Source organism: Candidatus Dedyshia acidiphila (genome assembly GCF_051025295.1).
GTDB lineage: Bacteria > Acidobacteriota > Terriglobia > Terriglobales > Acidobacteriaceae > KBS-83.
Window position 1 is genome coordinate 40935 of sequence record NZ_JBMGJV010000013.1, and the last position, 16417, is coordinate 57351.

A 16417-nucleotide genomic window follows, 5' to 3' on the forward strand; every position below is an offset into this window, starting at 1 on the left:
TTCCCCACATCAGCGCCTCTGCCGACTCAGACAAAGAGCGCTATTGAACCTCGTAGGACGCTTCTCCATCGATCCCAGGTGTCTGGTTTAGACGAGAGGATCGATCAGATCGACAGCCGGCGCCCTTTCTGTTGACTCAAGCCGATGCCGCTCGCCTGCTCTCTCGGGCAACGAGCCATCGGAGCGAGAGAAGAGAGCACGGAGCGGGACCGCCGACCGGCCCTGGGCTCCGCTGAGCTCCTTTTTGCGCATGTTCAGCTCAAACCAGCGGAGATAGTTGCGGACTACGCTGCCGATGGTCATTTCGAGACCCGCGACATAATTCTGTCGGCCCATGCTGCGCTGCAGCTCAGGCGAGCCGAGGACGCTGGTCAACTGGCTGGCCAGGTCCGAGGCATCGCCTACCTTATAGAAGCGAACGGCCATGTCTTCGTCTGCCGCCATGTCGCGGAAGTCGCCGATATCTGCGCACACAATGGGCACACCGTACTCGCAGGCCTGGTGTGCTGGGCCGCTCGACCCGGTCGCCGAGTCATAGGGCAGAACCAGGGCAGAGGTGGTGCGGAAGAGCTCGGGAATGTCCTCCTCAGCCACGTAACCCCGGAACTCGATGGGCAGGTGCGCCGGCTGAGCTTCGCGGATCGACTCCCAATACCCGGCGCGGGTGTGGTGATTGGCGCCGGCGATGATGAGTCGCGCATTCGGAATCTTTTTGAGCACCTCGGGGAAGGCCGCCATCAGGGTTTCGAGCCGTTTGTAGGTGCCCCAGTGGCCGATCGCAAGGATGCGATGATCCGGGTTACCGCGCCGAGTGAAATCGGGCGGCGTGGGGTTCGAGGCGAAGGTGCCGTGCCGCCCGAGCAGAACATTCTGCACCGAATACTTGTCGACCAGCACCTTCCGGTAGCCAGGCAGCAGCACGGAAACGGAGTTGGCCTTGAGCAGCGCCTTGGTCGTGATGTCGGTGCCGAGGCGGAAGATGCGCTCGTGCTTGACGCCCGCCGCCGCGAAGTCGACGTGCTCGATGACATGGTGCAGCGTGACGTGCGTGAAGAAGCCGGCAGCGCGCACCAGCGCAGGCGTCGAAAGACCGGCAAACGCCGCGACCGGATTTGCCGGCGTGCCAAAGCTCGAGAACACGAGATTGAACCAGACCACGTCCGGCTTCAGCCGCCGGATGGTCTGCAGCAACCGCCACGGCGTGGACATGCTGCCGAACTTCCAGCAGCGGATCACGTTGAAGCCCTCGAGCTCCGGCTGTTCGGTCACCTTGATGGTTTGGCCCGTTTCGTCGGTCGCGAACTCGTAATCGGTCAGTTCGTCGGCGAGGATCGTCAGTTCAACGTCTGGATGGCGCTCCAGCTCGCGGGCGATGTGAAAGGCATATTCGTTGAGCTGACGTCCGCTCGGAGGAAAGGTCGCGACTAAGCATATCTTCATAGTTCTTGCCTTCAAAACAGGCTAATGCTGAAGTAAGGTCTCAACTGTTGTGCGTGCGGCCCGGAGAAGTTGTAAAAAGTCTCCTCTTCGATGCCGGCTGAGAAGCGGATGGGATAGGCCAGCGGCACTTCCCTCCCCTGGTCGTTGAATTCACGCCGGAACGGCATGGCGTAGGACACGGCGACACCATTCTGAATCGCGTCGTAAACATGGAAGCCGCGTGTGTTGTTCCAGGCGCTGGACACCTGCACACGCCAGCTGGGAGCGGGTGAGAAGTCGACCACGCCGGCCGGTCGGAGCGCCTGCGCGATGCCGGAGCGCGTGTCGACCTTGCGCCATGCGCGCAGATCCTCGAGGACGGCGCGCACATTGACGGTTGTCCCAAAACGGCGGTTCAGCCCGATGTAGGACGAGGTGTAGTAGTTCTCGAACTTCTGCGGGTTGAACTGCTGATCGTTCGCCGCCCAGCCGGTGATCAGGCTGGTCTTGCCCCACGGCGCGCCGACACGGAAGTCGATGGCCCCGACCAGTCCACGCGAGTGCAGGTTCAGATCGGTGAATGGACCGGACTCGCGCAGCACATAGCCGCTGGCGGAGACGGCGTTAAAGAACGAGCTGGTTGACGCGTAGGTGAAGACGCGGAACAGGTTCTGGTTCAGCGCCTTGGGTGCGACCGCATCACGCCGGATCGTCGCCTGGACACCACTGTTGAACGTGATCACGTTGCGGCCGAAGTGCATGGTCGGGTTCAGCCCGAAGTTGAACGAGTAATCGGTCGTGTTGCGGTTGGAGATCGAATTCGTCGCCGGCACGAAGATCTGCCCGCGCGCGTTCCGTACCTGGAAGAAGCCGCTTGCCGTTGGCAGGCCGCTCAGGTGCAGGTGATAGGCGGCCGTCCCCTCCGTCTGGAGCGAGGAGCGCGGCGATGGCAAGAGAGCCGTATCCGTGATGGGCACCGGGGTGAGCGCGTCGAGCTTCGAGTCGAGCACATAGACGGTGGTGTCCTCGAAGATGCCGGAGACAGCAACGTCCGAGAGCAGACTGACGCGCGGTGTCACGCGGAGGCCCTCATCGGCGCCGGCCGCGAGCAGGTTCTGCTCGGCAGTCTGGTCTTCGCCCGCCGCATCTGCTGCCTGCGCGAATGCAGTCAGCGCCTGAGCGTTCTCATGCTGCTGGCGATAGACGTTGGCCTGCGTGAGCAGGAACTGGTAGTCAGGATCGGAGCCCGCCTCGCGCGAGATGCTGGCCAGTTCGCCCTGCGCACGCGCTGTGTCGCCGAGTGCGATGTAGTTGTTCGCCCGGCCAAGGCGCACGGTCTGCTCGGGTGCACCGGTGGCGAGAGCGCGATCGAGGTAATCCTGCGAGAGCTGGTAGTCGTGCAGGCTGCGGAACAGGTCGGCGACCTGGATCAGTTGCTCGCCGCTCGCAGGCACTGTCTCGCCGGCTTCGGCCTCCATCAGGCCGAGTGCGATCTGGCGGCGCGCCTCCTCGGCGTGCCCCTGATCGACCAGCAGGTGCGAAATCGCGAGTCGCACGCCGACGCGGTCGCTGCCCGGCAGCAGCAGCGCCTTGCGATACCGGCCGAGCGCACCGTTCTCATCGCCGATCCGGGTGAGCGCGGCGCCGGTCGAGAGGTAGATACCCGCTTCGCCCGAGACCTCCTGGTGCGGCTTCTTGGGCAGCATGGGCGCATAGCGCTCGGCGAGATCGACGTTGTGCATCGTCTGCTCGCGGTCGTTGAGCTCGGCGTAGCTGCGCGCCAGCAGCGCATAGGTATTGGCGTCCGTCGGGTTGTTCTTGGCGGCGATGTTCAGCTCGGTGATCGCGTCGCGATAGTTGCGCGCGGAGAAGAGCACACCGGCGAGCGCGGAGTGCACGGTTGCATCCTCAGGATTGAACTTGAGCGCGAGCCGGTACTCCGTCGCCGCCTTGGTGAGCTGGTGCCGCTGGCCCCAGGCGGTGCCGCGAATCAGGTGAAGCGCTTCGGAGTCGCCGAGCGACGCTTCGGCGAGTTGGGACTGCTTCAGCGCAAGCTGCGGCCGCTTCAGGTCGAGATCGGCGTAAGCGAGGCCCAGGTGGGCTTCCCCGTTGTTCGGCTCACGTTTGAGCGCTGCTTCGAAGTCTCGCGCCGCTGGTTCCGGCTCGCCGAGGTCGTGCAGCACGTAGCCGCGGTTGACATAGGCGGTCACGACATCGGGGTCGCGATCGAGCGCCTCGGTGAAGTCCTGCCGTGCCGCTTCGAGCTCGCCATTGTGCTTGTGCACGTACCCGGCGAGCAAGGGGATGTCCGGCTCCTTCTGGAGCACATCGTTATAGCGGGAGGTAAGGCGCAGCAGGTCGTCGTAGCGCTTCAGGTTCAGGTAGTCGTAGCCCAGATAAACGACGACGTCGCGATCCTTCGGCAGGTCCTGGATCACACGCTCCCCGCGTTCAGCCGACTGCTGGTAGTCGCCGCGGAAGGCAAGGTACCGCTCTTCCTCGCGGAGCACCTGCGGCTCGTCCTGCATGTCCGGCGTGACACGTTTCGCCCAGATCCCGGCCACATCGAGGGTATGCGCCTCAATGCCGGCGTTCATGCCGCCCGCCATGATGAGCGCGTTCTTCGGCGCCAGTTGATAGGCGTGGGTGTAGTTGGCCTCGGCACGGGCGAAGTCGCGGCGCGCGGTGTAGAGATCGCCCAGCGCCAGGTAGGGGACGTAGAAATTGGGATAGGTGTCGGCGAGCCGGTGGAAGTACCTCTCTGCATCCTGATCGCGGCCCGCGGCACGTGAGGCATAGCCGAGCGAGATGAGCGCGTAGCGATTCTTCGCGTCGACATCGAGAATGCGGTTGTAGGCGAGGATGGCCTGGTCCGGGTGCCCCTGCTTGACCAGCAGATCGCCGTCGAGCTGCAGGGTGGCCGGATCCTTCGGATTGATCGCGAGCGCCTCGTCCACATCCTGCTTGGCGCGGCCCAGGTCGCCCAGGTGCATTTCGATCGAAGAACGCAGGCGGAGAAGGGGCAGCCGCGCCGGTCCCTGTTCATCGAGCGCACCGATCTGGGTGTGGGCGATGTCGAGCTGCTCCCGGGAAGCGGCGGTCTGCTTCAACGACTGGTACAGCTCCGCCAGGTCCATGTGAATCTGGATGCCGTAAAGGGGCTCCTCGGCAGGCGGGGCGGGCAAAACAGTGAGCACTTTTCGGTACTCTCGTACCGCATCGGGAACCCGATCCTCGATCCGGGCGATCTCCCCGCGGATGGCGTGGAGCCGGTAATACTCGGGATCGAGCCGCTCGGCGCGGGTCAGGTAAGTACCTGCCCCGTCGATGGAGCCCGCGGCGACCTGGGCCTGGGCGGCGGAGAGCTGCAGCCCCAGATCCTTCGGGTCCCCATCGGCTGCCTTGCTGTAGAGCCGCGCTGCCTCGGAGAGCCGGCCAGTGAGCTGGTTGACGTACGCGAGTTCGGCGAGCACGTCGGGGTGCGGGTTGCGAATCGACTGAAGCGCCGTGATCGCGTCGGGGTAGTTGCCCGTTTCAATGTAGAAGCCAGCCAGCGAGCGTTCCACATCCGGATTGCCCGGAGCGCGGCGGCGCGCCAGGTCGAGGTAGTGATTGGCCTGATCGAATTGTTTGAGCCGCTGATACGCAATCGCGAGCAGCACCTCAGCGCGGGTGCTTGGCTCCTTTGCCTCGGCACGGCGGAAGTAATCGATCGCGCCGGTGGGATTGCCGCCCTTGAGGATCATCTCGCCAAGCAGCAGCGCATCATCGACGCGGCCCGGATCGGCGGCCAGCACCTCCCGGAGGAGCCGCTGCGCTTCATCGGTGCGGCCCATCAGGTTGTCGGTCTGCGCTAGGCCGGACATCGCATCCGCAGAGCCCGGCTTCAGGCGCAGTCCACGGCTGTAGGACTCGGCCGAGAGCGCGAGCTGCCCGTTCAGTCGTGCGGCATAGCCAAGCAGGATCCAGAGCTGCGGATCGTTGGGCGAGGCCTGCGCGGCGCGCTGCGCAAACACGACCGCCTCACCGCGCTTGCCCTGCTTGAGCGCGAGTTCGGCCGCACGGGCCAGTCGCGCGTCCTGAATGTTCGACCCCCAGCCCAGCGAGGGCTGAGTCGCCGGCGCCGGCTTGCCCGGGCGTGCCGGGGCGGGAGTCTTCTGCGACGGGCCACCAAGCTGGTACGTTTGCGCGTGTGCGAGCGCGGCGGTGGCGACAATAAAAAGAAGGCTGGCGCGACGGCTCCAGCGGGCAGATTTAGACTTCAAGGGAATCACCCAACAATGGCATATCCATAGAGCTTTGTAATATTGCGTTCCTTGGATGCGCCCTTCCGAGGAGGAGTTCGCTCCAAATCCACAAGTTTCCGTGATGCGATGCATCCCCGAAGCGACGTTTGCCCTCTGAGTAGAGGCAGTGCCCCTCCCCCGAGACCGTGAACCGACACTCCACCCAGGAGGCGGTTGCCCCGGCGCAAGGGGCAGGACCCGGGAAGCGACTGTTTCACTGCGCGCCTCGGACCAGCGGTTTTGCAATCCACTGGCCAATTTGACGTGATTTGGTGAGGAACCTTGGACAGAGCTAGTTCAATCGGGAGTTGGAAACGTCCAATCCCGCTCAGCCTGATTCTACTTACGGCCTGCCTGGTGCATCTGCCGTTGCTCCTGATGCGGCTGCCACTGCGCTCCTACGACACGAACTTTCACATCTTCTTCGCGTCGCATTACGTGCAGCACTGGTTCGATCCCTGGAATGTGAAGTGGTACGCGGGCTTCTCGCAGACCACGTATCCACCACTGCCTCAGCAGTGGATCGCTATGCTGTCGCACCTGATGGGGCTCGACATGGCCTACATGGCCGTGCAGTTCGTCTCCATTCTGCTACTTGCGGTTGGCATGTATCGCTTTGCACGTCTCTGGGTAGATGAGCGGCCGGCCTCGTTCGCTGCACTCGCTGCGGTTCTTGTCGGATCCGAGAGCTTCCTGGTGTACGCCGCCGGTCAGCTGTCGACCACATCAGCCGCCCCGATCTACCTCAATGCGCTGCCTTACCTCTACAGGTGGGTACGTTCGGGCAGCTGGCGATCGTTCTTCAAAGGGCTTGCTCTGTTTGCCGCAGCAGCCGCGGCCCACCACGCGACTCTGCTCTTCGGCTCCGTCTTCTTTGCAGCGCCCGTGCTGGTGCTGGCGTTCCTCGATCGTGATCCGGAGGAGCGCTCCTCAGTCGCTCCGTTCCTCCTGCGTACGGTCGCCATCGCGGTCACCGTCGGTGCCACGATCACCGTTGTGCTACTGCCCTTCTGGATTGCACTGATCAAGAATCCGGTCACACAGACCCCGATCCCGCACGCCAGCCGCGCGAATTACCTGCTCAGCCCGCATTGGGGCATGAATTACTTCGTCGTCCCCTATGGCGCGCTCATTCTGGCGCTGCCCTTCATCATCCTGCGCGGCTCGAGCGTGGTGCGTCTGCGTCCCCTGCTATTCGGCTTCTGGGTCGCCGCCCTGATCGGGGTTGGCGGGACTACGCCGGTGGGTCGCATCCTGCTGGGCCGCGCGTTTGAAGTGCTCACGATGGAGCGCTTCAGCTATTGGGCGACACTGCTCGCACTGCCCTTCGTCGGGCTGCTGGCGAGCGAGCTGATCGATCGCTTCCGCATCAAGGCAGTTGTCGGGTTGGCGCTGCTCGGGGTGCTGAGCTGCGCACTCGCCGTCGCCTGGCTCAGCTACTACCCGGCGGATGCCGCCGACTTCAAGGTGGACTCGGTGGCCGGGTGGCTCAATCGCGATGGCCATGATCGCTATCGCTATGTCACGCTCGGTTTCGGCAACAAGATCTCGCGCCTCGCGCTTGAGACGGACGCCAGCAGCGTCGACGGCGAGTGGAACTCTGGCCGTACGCTGCCAGAGTTGACCGCAAACGGCGCGGGCGTGCTGACCAACACAAAGTACTTCGGTCGTCCGGGTCTCGACGCCCTGCGCGCGATCCTTTATCACGCGGACCACTACGGCCTGAAGTGGGTGCTGGTGCGCGATCCTTATTACGATCCGCTCCTCACCTTTGCCGGCTTCCGGCGGGTGGACGATCTGGAAGACAAGACGATCGTGATCTGGAGCAAGGAAGGCGCGCCGCCTGCTACCCCGGTGAACACGCAACTGATTCCGCCGCACTGGCAGGGGCTGATGTGGGGCACGCTGCCGTTCGGCAGTAGCCTGCTCGCCATCCTGGTGCTGTTCCTGTTGCCGGAGCGCACGGCTCGCGAAGATCTGCGCGACAGCCGTATGGAAGAGCCGGTCGGCACCGAAATCGGAGCCGAGAAGGTGGCGCTATGAAGAGCGGACGTCTTCTCGCACTCTCGATCACCGTTGCGACGATCCTGCTGGTAGCCATCGGCACGCTCCATCCGAATGCATCGGCCGTGGCGCTCGCCGATGCCGGCACCTCGAGCCTGCTGCGGCCCTCCTCGACGCCCGAGGCGGCCGTCGACAACCTGGCGCGGGAGATCGGCCAGCTTCACTGGGCCCAGGCCTACAACAGCCTCGCCAATAAGGGCGAGTTCGCTGAAGCCGACCTGATTCGCGATGTGCAGGGCAGCCACCTCAGCCTGCGCAGCTATGCGACACTTGACCACTTCGACGTGCGTCCCATTCACGCCACAGCGACGGATGCCGATGTGCAACTGAACCTGCGCTGGTCGACCGTGGTCGGCAGCTTCACCGACAGCAAGACGCTGCACGTGGTTCGCGCAGGCGACCGCTGGGCGGCGGAGTGGCCGCTGGTGAAAGAGACACGACTGCCTCCACAGGTCATCCCGGTGAACTACCTGCGCTGGGACGTGATCTATCGTGGACCCGAGGATGACTGGGGCGCGCAGGATGTCGAGTCGCCGCATGTGCGGATCATCGATATGCATCCGGTCGAACGCGGCGATGGCGTGCTGATCATGGGCGAACTGCTCAATGAGGACGTGGTGCCTGCGTATGTTGCGGTGAAGGCGACGCTGGTGGGCAAGAACAAGGCCGTGCTCGGCACGGAGGACAGCTTCGACAAGATCAACCACGTGCTGCTGCCCAAGCAAGTGACACCGTTCCTGATGACCTTCCCCGGGATTGCGCTCGACCAGGTGGGCAGTGTACGGATGGAGCCGGCTTCATCGCTGATCGCGGCCTCGGCCGATCCAGTGATTGCGATCCAGGATCAGCAGTGGCATGCCGGCCCCGGTGCATCGCTGACCGGCAAGCTGCTCGACCAGGGTGGTCAGGTCGTCAATGTGGCACACGTGCTCGCGACGTTCTATGACCAGAACGGTCAACTGGTGTGGGTGGCGGACCACTACATGGATCGCGCGCTCATGCCGCAGACCCCAGCGGACTTCGCCATCACCGTGCCTCCGGACGTGGCGCGCCAGGTCAACAATGAACGCGTGATTGCGGCGTCCTACACGTCGGGTGGTTTGCAATGACCGGACGGCAGGCAGGGTTCGCTCTGATCGCATCGCTGGCTGCCGCGGCATTTGCGCATGCGCAAAGCACGTCGATGATGGTGCCGAAAGAGGTGGTTGCGGGCAAGCCGTTCACCATCCAGACCAGCGGAAGCGGCCCGGCGACGCTCTACATCACCGGGTTTGGACAGGCGCTGCGCCAGCCGGTGCAACTCGGTGAGCCGGCAGCAATTGCAGCTGACGCGCTGCACAATGCAGGCCGCTACGTCGCGCTGCTCTCGGCAGGCGGCACGGTGGAGAAAGCCACGCTCGACGTCACTCCGGGGCCGAAGGTCGCTCAGGTGAGTTTTCTGGCGAAGCCGTCGCGCCTGCCCGTTGGTTTGCACGGAGGAATCACGGGGGCCGTGTATCTCTTCGACTCGTATCAGAATCTAATCACGCAACCGGAGACGGTGGCCTTTCAACTGCGCGGTGGCTCTGGCGGTGGGCCTGCGCGTACGGCGACAACCCGCTATGGATCGGCCTGGACGCAGATGGACTCAGCAGCCAAAGAGGGTACGGTGCAGTTTGTGGCGCGCGCGGGGGACGTCGCCAGCACGCGCATCATCCAGGAGGTGCCGGGCGATCCTTGCGGACTGCATGTGAGCGCGCGGCCGGCGGCGGGGGACAAGGTTCAACTGCAAACCGATCCTCTGCGTGATTGCACGGGAAACCCCGTGCCGGACGGCACCATTGTGACCTTTACGGAAGCGTACGGGCCACGGCAGACGACAGTCGATGTGCCACTGAAGCACGGCATCGCGGAGACGGTGCTGCCCGCCTACCCGGGCGCGAAGATCTCCGCCGCTGCTGGCGTGGTGCTGGGTAACGAGATTCGCTGGGGGCGGCCATGATCGCCTGGAGCTCGCGCCGCGCATTCTTTCCTGTAATTGCCGGAGCCATTGTTCTGAGCGCCGGCTTCAGTGCCATTGCAGAGACACCGACCGTCAAGGTCGAACCATTTTCTCTGCAGGGTCCGCGTGAATTGAATGAACAGACGCGCGCCGCCGTGCTGCGGGACTACGTGGAATCGTGGCAGAGCCTTGCGGGCGCGTTTGAGAGCAACCGGCCGGCGTTGCTCGATCGCGACTTTGTGGGTACGGCGCGGGAGAAGCTGGGCGGTACCATCCGCGAGCAGACGGCTGCGGGACTGACCACGCGCTACGTCGATCATGCCCATGATGTACAGATTGTGTTTTATTCGCCCGAAGGGCTGTCGGTTGAGCTCATCGACACGGTGGATTACGACGTCGAAGTGCGCGACCAGGGCAAGCTCATCGGATCTGAACCGGTGCATGGCCGCTACACTGTGGTTATGACGCCGTCGGAAGTGCGCTGGAGAGTGCGGGTGTTCCAAGCCGACACCGGCGCGCAGTAAGAGCAAAGTTTGAGGCAACGGTTTCGCAAGAATCAGCCTCTTTGTTGTTGCAACAACTGAATTTTTCTTGCGGTGGGAAGTTGTGGGGATGGTTTCAGGGGAGGTGTCAATGATTTCTGTGGTTGTTCCTATCTATAACGAAGAAGAACTGGTCGAACGGTTCCACGAAGCGGTGTCGAATGCGATGGAGGGCATCGACGAGGATTGGGAAGTTGTCTATGTAAATGACGGTTCCCGGGATCGCTCGCTCGAGATTCTCAAAGGCCTGCAGATGGCCGATCCGCACGTCGTGGTCGTCGAACTATCTCGCAACTGGGGCCACATGGGCGCGATCTCTGCGGGTCTCGAGACGGCGCGCGGCGATGCCACCATCCTGATGGATGGCGACTTCCAGGACCCTCCCGAGGTGCTTCCGCAGCTGGTGGAAGCCTGGCGCGACGGCGCCGAGGTTGTGGTGGCTGTCCGCCGCAGCCGCCAGGAGAGCCGCAAGATGCTGGCCGCTCTCTTCCCGCTTTTCTACCGCGTGCTCGGGGCGATCTCAGATTATCCGATTCCGCTGAACGCCGGCATCTTCGGCCTGCTCAACCGCCAGGCGGTCGACTCCATCAATGCTCTGCGCGAGCGCAACCGCTACCTCCCCGGATTGCGCGCGTGGGTCGGCTATCGCAATGCAGTGGTCTACTACGATCGGCATGATCGCGCGGCCGGAGACGGCAAGCTTTCATTCGTCAGCCGGATCAAGTACGCCATGGACGCGATCTGCAGCTTCAGCTACAAGCCGCTGCGGCTTGCGTTCGCGCTGTCCTGCTTCTCGATGATGATCGCCGTCCTGCTGGGTCTTGGCACGATACTGACCAGCGGCTCGATAGGCACGATGACTCTGCTGCTGGCCGCGGCAGTCTTCGTAGTCGGCGCGATGATGCTGCTCTGCCTTGGCGTGCTCGGCGAATACCTGGGCCGTGTCTACGACGAGGTTCGGGCTCGTCCGCTGTCGCTGATCAGCCACGTCTACTCGGCCGAGCAGCCGGTGCGCGGCACACTCGAGGAGATGGAGCCTGCGGAGCGGTTCGGCGTGCGGGTCGCTTAGACGCATTCCGCTGCAAACGACCCTATCCCGTCCTCCTTCACGAAAAGCCGCGCCCGATGGGCGCGGCTTTTCTCTTTCCGGTGGCTGGAGTCCTGAAGTCTAGTGCAACTGCGGCAGTGCCGTGTTCCCAGGGCAGCCCGCCGGGCCTCCGGGCTCGATTGCCGTACCCTCTTCGTAGTCGTTCCAGGTCTCGATGAGCAGGTAGGGGCTGTAGTTCTGCGCAGAGGCATCGCGCCACAGCTTAAGCGTATCGGCAATGGTCTGACCGCAGCGCGCGGAGATGTGACGATTGAGTCCCCAGCCAGCCTTGCTGTCATCGAAGCTGGCCCATGCACCACCGATCGCCAGCTTGTCCGGATGTTTGCTTGCCATGGTGCCGTAGAACTCGCGCAGGTAGCTGTCGCCCCAGTGGCTTCCGTCCGCAGCCCAGCCGCCCTGGCCCGGGCTCACCCATGCGTAGTAGCCATCGATCGCCGGAGCATAGGCGTCGGGCGGGTACTCGTCGATCAGCACTGGCGGGTGCTCCCAGCGGTTCACGTCGGTGCGTACCCGATTCCAATCGATGTGGCGGCCCTTGGGAAAGATGAAGATGACGGGGCGCCCCTCAAAGGTGAGATACGCAGCACGTCCAGGCGCGTCGTTTGCCAGGTAGGTCTTATGGAAGAGCTTGAAGTCTTCGATCGCTTCGTCGGTGGCTCCATCCTCCTGGTCCGGCTCGTCGTACATCATGGCGATGTGAAAGTCCTGCCGCCCGGCTGCGCTCTGCATGAGGGCATAGCTGCGATCGATGAAGGGCTCGCGGTATCCGTACCAGTCCACAACAAAGCCCGAGATGCCCAGGCGCTTTGCCTGGTCGATCTGGTGGCGAATCACTGCCTCGTCATGCGAGGAGTAGTCGACCTTGATGTGCCGGGGATGGCCGAACCAGGCCTCGTAAACGGCGAGGGTCTGCGGGGGTGGCCCGGAGCGCCGCTGCGGCATCTCACTCGCGTGCGTTTGGGTGTGGAAACAACCTTGCAGAGCAGTCACGAACAAGAGGAAGAGGATCGGGAGCGTAGAGAGCATAGTTGGGGGTGTGTTTACAGTCTGTTGAATTTTCGGGCCTCCCAAAGACCGGGAGAGACATCTCAGTTGCAGCACAAAAGCCCTTTGATCCGCAGGCTGTTTGGGGCCAGCGACAGAGTCCGAGGGGATGTCCCGCGCCAGTTAGCGAACGGTTGCGCCTGTCGGCAGGCGCTGTGCTGAGTTGTGCTTGAAGAGGTGACATCTGACAACGTCGGTGAAAAGCAGTATGCCAGAGACGAAGACCCTGCAGGCGCGATTGCTCTCCGGGAGTCTGGTTCTTCTGCTGGGGTCCGGGCTCGCGGCCGCTCTGAACTTCATCTACAACATGGCTGTGGCCCGGTTCCTTGGGCCGGTCGCGTACGGCCATGCCACGGCCGTGTACACGCTGCTCATCCTGATCTCTGCTGTCACGCTTTCCTTCCAGATCGTTCCGGCCAAGGTGGTCGCGCAGCAGGGCACGGCGGCGGCCAAGGGAGCCGTGTACCGCGACTTCCATCGCGGTGCGTGGGCCGGTGGCATCGCCGTGGCCACGGCAATGGTGGTCTTTCGCACGACCATTGCGCACTATCTTCGTCTGCCCAGCCCGCTGCTGGTTGAACTCATCGCTCTCGGCGCGGCTGTTTACGTGCCGTTGGGGAGCCGGCGCGGTTACATCCAGGGCGCGCATGGGTTCCGTAAGCTATCCACCAACCTGGTCATCGAAGGCGTCGCGCGACTCGCCGGCTCCGTGCTGGCGATCTGGGCCGGATGGGGAGTCATTGGGGTCGTCGGCGCGAATACGGCAGCGATCGCGGTTGCGTACCTCGCCGCCATGCCAAAGCTGCCGCCGACTGTGCCGCACCAGCTCGGCTTGCGATATGCGCTGCGCGAATCCATGCAGGCGATTGTGTTCTTCGCCGGGCAGGTGCTGATCAACAACTGCGACATTGTCCTGGTAAAGCACTTTTTCACCCCGGCCATGGCTGGGCTGTATGCCGCGATCGCCATGGTAGGCCGCGTGATTTTTGCGTTCTCGCAAGCGGTGGTGAACAGCATGTTCCCGCTCGTCGCCGGTGTGGGCGACGAGGAGCGACGCGACCTCAAGGTCATCGCTACGTCGCTGCTGCTTGTTCTCTCGATTGGCTCGATCGTGGCATTGGTTCTCCGCCTAGCGCCGGCGTCCATCTGGGCATTGTTCTTCGGCCCGGGATTCACCGTGGCTGGCAAGTTCGGCCTGCCCTACCTGCTCTCGATGTACGCCATCACCACGACGATCTACTGCCTGAGCGTGGTCATGATCACCTACGAGATGTCGTACAAGATCGCGAACACCAGTTGGATCCAGCTCGGATTTGCGGGCGCGGTGGTGTTTGGAATCATCCTGTTTCACGGCTCGCTGCGGCAGGTCATTCTAGTGCAGCTGGTGTTGATGGCCGTCCTCTTCCTGTTCGTTGCGTTTCCCTTCCTGCTGGGTTCTCTGCTCAGCTCGCGCCGGGTCCGCTTCACCGGAACAGGGCGTCCACTGCGCATCCTGCAGCGTGTGCCCGAAGAAGAGGTCGTAGCGACGTTCCTGAAAAGTGAGTTCGACCGGCCCATCTACCATGAGTACCAAGACATGCTGGGCGACATCGTTCATCATCCCGACCTCAGCAATGCGGATGAAAACGCCAAGCGGCGCGCCCTGCTCTTTATTCGACATTTCGCGCTCTGGAAGGAGCTGCCACCGGATACGGAGTGGTACGAAGTCGAGATCCTCGATGCGGATCTGGATCGCATCCGCGTCTTTCCGCGTGCGCAGTGGCGCAAACTGGCACCGCGCTCATTCTGGATTCGGGAGGTTGCAGAGCGGATTCGCCGGCAGCAGGAAGTGAGCCCAGGTGCGTTCGAGGTGAAGCTCTCAGCGATCGGGTCGCGGCTTGCGGAGAATGACGATCTTGGTTCAGTGCTGCTGATTGGGGTGAACAATCGGGAGCCCTTGACCATCCTGGACGGCAATCACCGGCTGACCGCCTCCATGCTGACTGCCCCGCCGACCACACGAAGTCTGCGCTTCCTGTGTGGTCTTTCGCCGCACATGAACGAGTGCTGCTGGTACGCCACCAACCTTTCAACACTCTATCGATATGGCAGGAACGTCTTGAAGCACATCGTGCATGACCACGAAGCGGAATTAGAACGGCTCCTTCAGCGTGCCAGCTAACGATTTCCTGCATCTAAGCTGTAGCCTGCCGGAACGGCGTTCTTCTCCGCTGAGAGATGCGTCCGGGCCACGCAAACCGGAACGAACGGTCATCAGATAGGAGAGATATGACGACACGTCGTGTAGTGGTAGCAAAAATTCCAGACCGCGTCACCAACGAGAGTGCGCGGTCCTTCTGTGCCGAGGTGGAGGGATCGATGGAGGCGGACCGGCCTTGTCTGGTCCTGGACTGCTCCGCGATCACGCTCCTCGATCAGCGAACTACCTTTATGCTCGTGTGCTGTCTCGAGTCAGCGATGAAGCGCAACGGTGACGTGCGCCTGGCGGGTGTGTCGGCTGAATCGAAGGCGATGTTGGCCAGGATCAACATCCTGCGGCTGTTTGAGGATTTCGCCACCGTGGATGAGGCGATCAGCAGCTACGAGCGGCGTCCACTCGACCCGCTCTCCGAGACAGGAAGCTTCGAGAATGTCGCATCCGCACCGGAGTCGATCGCGTGAGTGTGACCTGCCGCCAAGACACGAAGAGAACGCTACGAGAAGCCTGCTTTCGCGCGACCGCGCTGTGCGTCCTGATGGGTCTCACCCTGCAGGCCACCACCCCAAATCTCGCTGCTCAGCAACCGACCCCGACGACACAGCAGGAGACGTCCCCCCAACAGCCTGCTCCTGCAGCGCCAACTCCTGCGATCACGGGCAATGCTGCACCGATGCCCGAGGCGCCGGATGCAAGTGTCGCACCGCCCGCGCCAACAAGCAGCAGCGCCGCCGAGCCGCAACAGAATCCTTCCGGGCAGTCTCCGGTAGGCACTGCGGCAGCTCCCGCTGAAAAGGGCGTCGGCATCGCAGCATCCCGACCCGCCGGGGCGGTAATCGCTCCCGCGAAGCAGAGGCGCACCCGCGCGCTGGCAGTGCGCGTCGGACTGCTGGTCGGCGCAGCTGTAGCCGTCGGAACCGTGGTGGGTCTGAGCGAAGCCAGCCCCAGCCGCCCACACTAATCCCGGAGCTCAAGTTATGACTAACTTCGATCGGCCAAAACCCTGCTTCGTCAGCTTCTCCGGCATGGATGGCGCTGGCAAGAGTACACAGATCGAGTATTTGCGCCGTGAGCTCAGCGAACGCGGGCTGCGTGTTTCGCTTGTAACGTTCTGGGATGATGTCGCCCGCCTGACGCAACTGCGTGAGGTCAGCGGGCACAAGCTGTTCGGCGGCGACAAAGGCGTGGGTTCGCCCGAGGCGCCAAAGAACCGCAGAGACAAAAACGTGCGCTCCTGGCCGATGTCGTTAGTGCGGTGCTTCCTCTACTTCGTGGACGCGGTTTCGTTGCGCTCTGTCGTCCGCCGCTCACTTCTTTCGAATGCTGATGTCGTCATCTTTGACCGCTACGCTTATGACGAACTCGTGAATCTGAACCTGCGCAATCCACTGGCTCGGCTCTACGCGCGATTGATTCTCGCATTTGTCCCTCGGCCAGATGTGAGCTACATCCTCGACGCGGACCCTGTGGCTGCGCGCGCGCGCAAGCCTGAGTACCCGGTGGAATTTCTTCACCTCTGTCGAGCGTCCTACGCTGCTCTTTCACGTGTCGCTGGTGGACTTACAGTTGTTTCGCCCATGCCTGTCGCGGATGTTCGACGGGAAGTTCTCGCTAAGATAGCACCGGTGCTGCCGGAAGTCATCAGCCTGGCTCGGTAATTGCTTCAGCTTTTCCCTCCCCCAGTTTTCGTATGACCAACACTCGACGAGCCGTTCACCCGTCGATGCAAAAGTTGCGCCTATGCTTTGTTCTTGAACGGGACCGCGCGACGCAGGC

General features: G+C 63.0%; 12 protein-coding genes. 9 read left to right on the forward strand and 3 right to left on the reverse strand.

The window, feature by feature from the left end; all coding sequences use genetic code 11:
* Window positions 1–87 precede the first annotated feature (87 nt).
* Together AC5IJH_RS07540 and AC5IJH_RS07545 are read right to left on the reverse strand one after the other, a co-directional pair.
* On the reverse strand, window positions 88–1440 hold the full coding sequence (locus AC5IJH_RS07540; RefSeq protein ID WP_491902198.1) for a glycosyltransferase: 1353 nt from the start codon (window positions 1438–1440) through the stop codon (window positions 88–90).
* An 11-nt stretch (window positions 1441–1451) separates the two neighbouring features.
* The gene (locus AC5IJH_RS07545; RefSeq protein WP_491902199.1) at window positions 1452–5684 is read right to left on the reverse strand and encodes a tetratricopeptide repeat protein; all 4233 of its coding nucleotides are present in this window, start codon (window positions 5682–5684) and stop codon (window positions 1452–1454) included.
* Between the two features lie 378 nt (window positions 5685–6062).
* On the opposite strand from AC5IJH_RS07545, the gene AC5IJH_RS07550 reads away from it, so the two are divergent.
* The 5 genes from AC5IJH_RS07550 to AC5IJH_RS07570 all read left to right on the forward strand — a co-directional run bounded on the left by AC5IJH_RS07550 (window position 6063) and on the right by AC5IJH_RS07570 (window position 11361).
* Complete coding sequence (locus tag AC5IJH_RS07550; protein WP_491902200.1) at window positions 6063–7748, forward strand: hypothetical protein; 1686 nt, start codon at window positions 6063–6065, stop codon at window positions 7746–7748.
* On the forward strand, window positions 7745–8878 hold the full coding sequence (locus AC5IJH_RS07555) for a hypothetical protein (RefSeq protein WP_491902201.1): 1134 nt from the start codon (window positions 7745–7747) through the stop codon (window positions 8876–8878). Before AC5IJH_RS07550 ends, AC5IJH_RS07555 begins: the two co-directional genes overlap by 4 nt.
* Complete coding sequence (locus AC5IJH_RS07560) at window positions 8875–9750, forward strand: hypothetical protein (protein WP_491902202.1); 876 nt, start codon at window positions 8875–8877, stop codon at window positions 9748–9750. The genes AC5IJH_RS07555 and AC5IJH_RS07560 overlap by 4 nt, the downstream gene beginning before the upstream one ends.
* On the forward strand, window positions 9747–10274 hold the full coding sequence (locus tag AC5IJH_RS07565; RefSeq protein WP_491902203.1) for a hypothetical protein: 528 nt from the start codon (window positions 9747–9749) through the stop codon (window positions 10272–10274). Before AC5IJH_RS07560 ends, AC5IJH_RS07565 begins: the two co-directional genes overlap by 4 nt.
* 109 nt (window positions 10275–10383) lie before the next feature.
* Window positions 10384–11361 (forward strand): glycosyltransferase family 2 protein, encoded by a 978-nt coding sequence (locus AC5IJH_RS07570; RefSeq protein ID WP_491902204.1) that lies wholly within the window; start codon window positions 10384–10386, stop codon window positions 11359–11361.
* A gap of 99 nt (window positions 11362–11460) precedes the next feature.
* Here AC5IJH_RS07570 and AC5IJH_RS07575 read toward each other — a convergent pair whose 3' ends face one another.
* Window positions 11461–12426: a glycoside hydrolase family 71/99 protein gene (locus AC5IJH_RS07575; protein WP_491902205.1), complete on the reverse strand. Its 966-nt coding sequence runs from the start codon at window positions 12424–12426 to the stop codon at window positions 11461–11463.
* Between the two features lie 226 nt (window positions 12427–12652).
* On the opposite strand from AC5IJH_RS07575, the gene AC5IJH_RS07580 reads away from it, so the two are divergent.
* From AC5IJH_RS07580 to AC5IJH_RS07595, 4 genes are all read left to right on the forward strand, one after another.
* Window positions 12653–14605: a lipopolysaccharide biosynthesis protein gene (locus AC5IJH_RS07580; protein WP_491902206.1), complete on the forward strand. Its 1953-nt coding sequence runs from the start codon at window positions 12653–12655 to the stop codon at window positions 14603–14605.
* 107 nt (window positions 14606–14712) lie between these two features.
* On the forward strand, window positions 14713–15105 hold the full coding sequence (locus AC5IJH_RS07585; RefSeq protein ID WP_491902207.1) for an STAS domain-containing protein: 393 nt from the start codon (window positions 14713–14715) through the stop codon (window positions 15103–15105).
* Window positions 15106–15179: 74 nt separating this feature from the next.
* Window positions 15180–15602: a hypothetical protein gene (locus AC5IJH_RS07590; RefSeq protein WP_491902208.1), complete on the forward strand. Its 423-nt coding sequence runs from the start codon at window positions 15180–15182 to the stop codon at window positions 15600–15602.
* Between the two features lie 16 nt (window positions 15603–15618).
* Window positions 15619–16299, forward strand: a complete 681-nt coding sequence (locus AC5IJH_RS07595; RefSeq protein WP_491902209.1) for a dTMP kinase — start codon at window positions 15619–15621, stop codon at window positions 16297–16299.
* Window positions 16300–16417 lie beyond the last annotated feature (118 nt).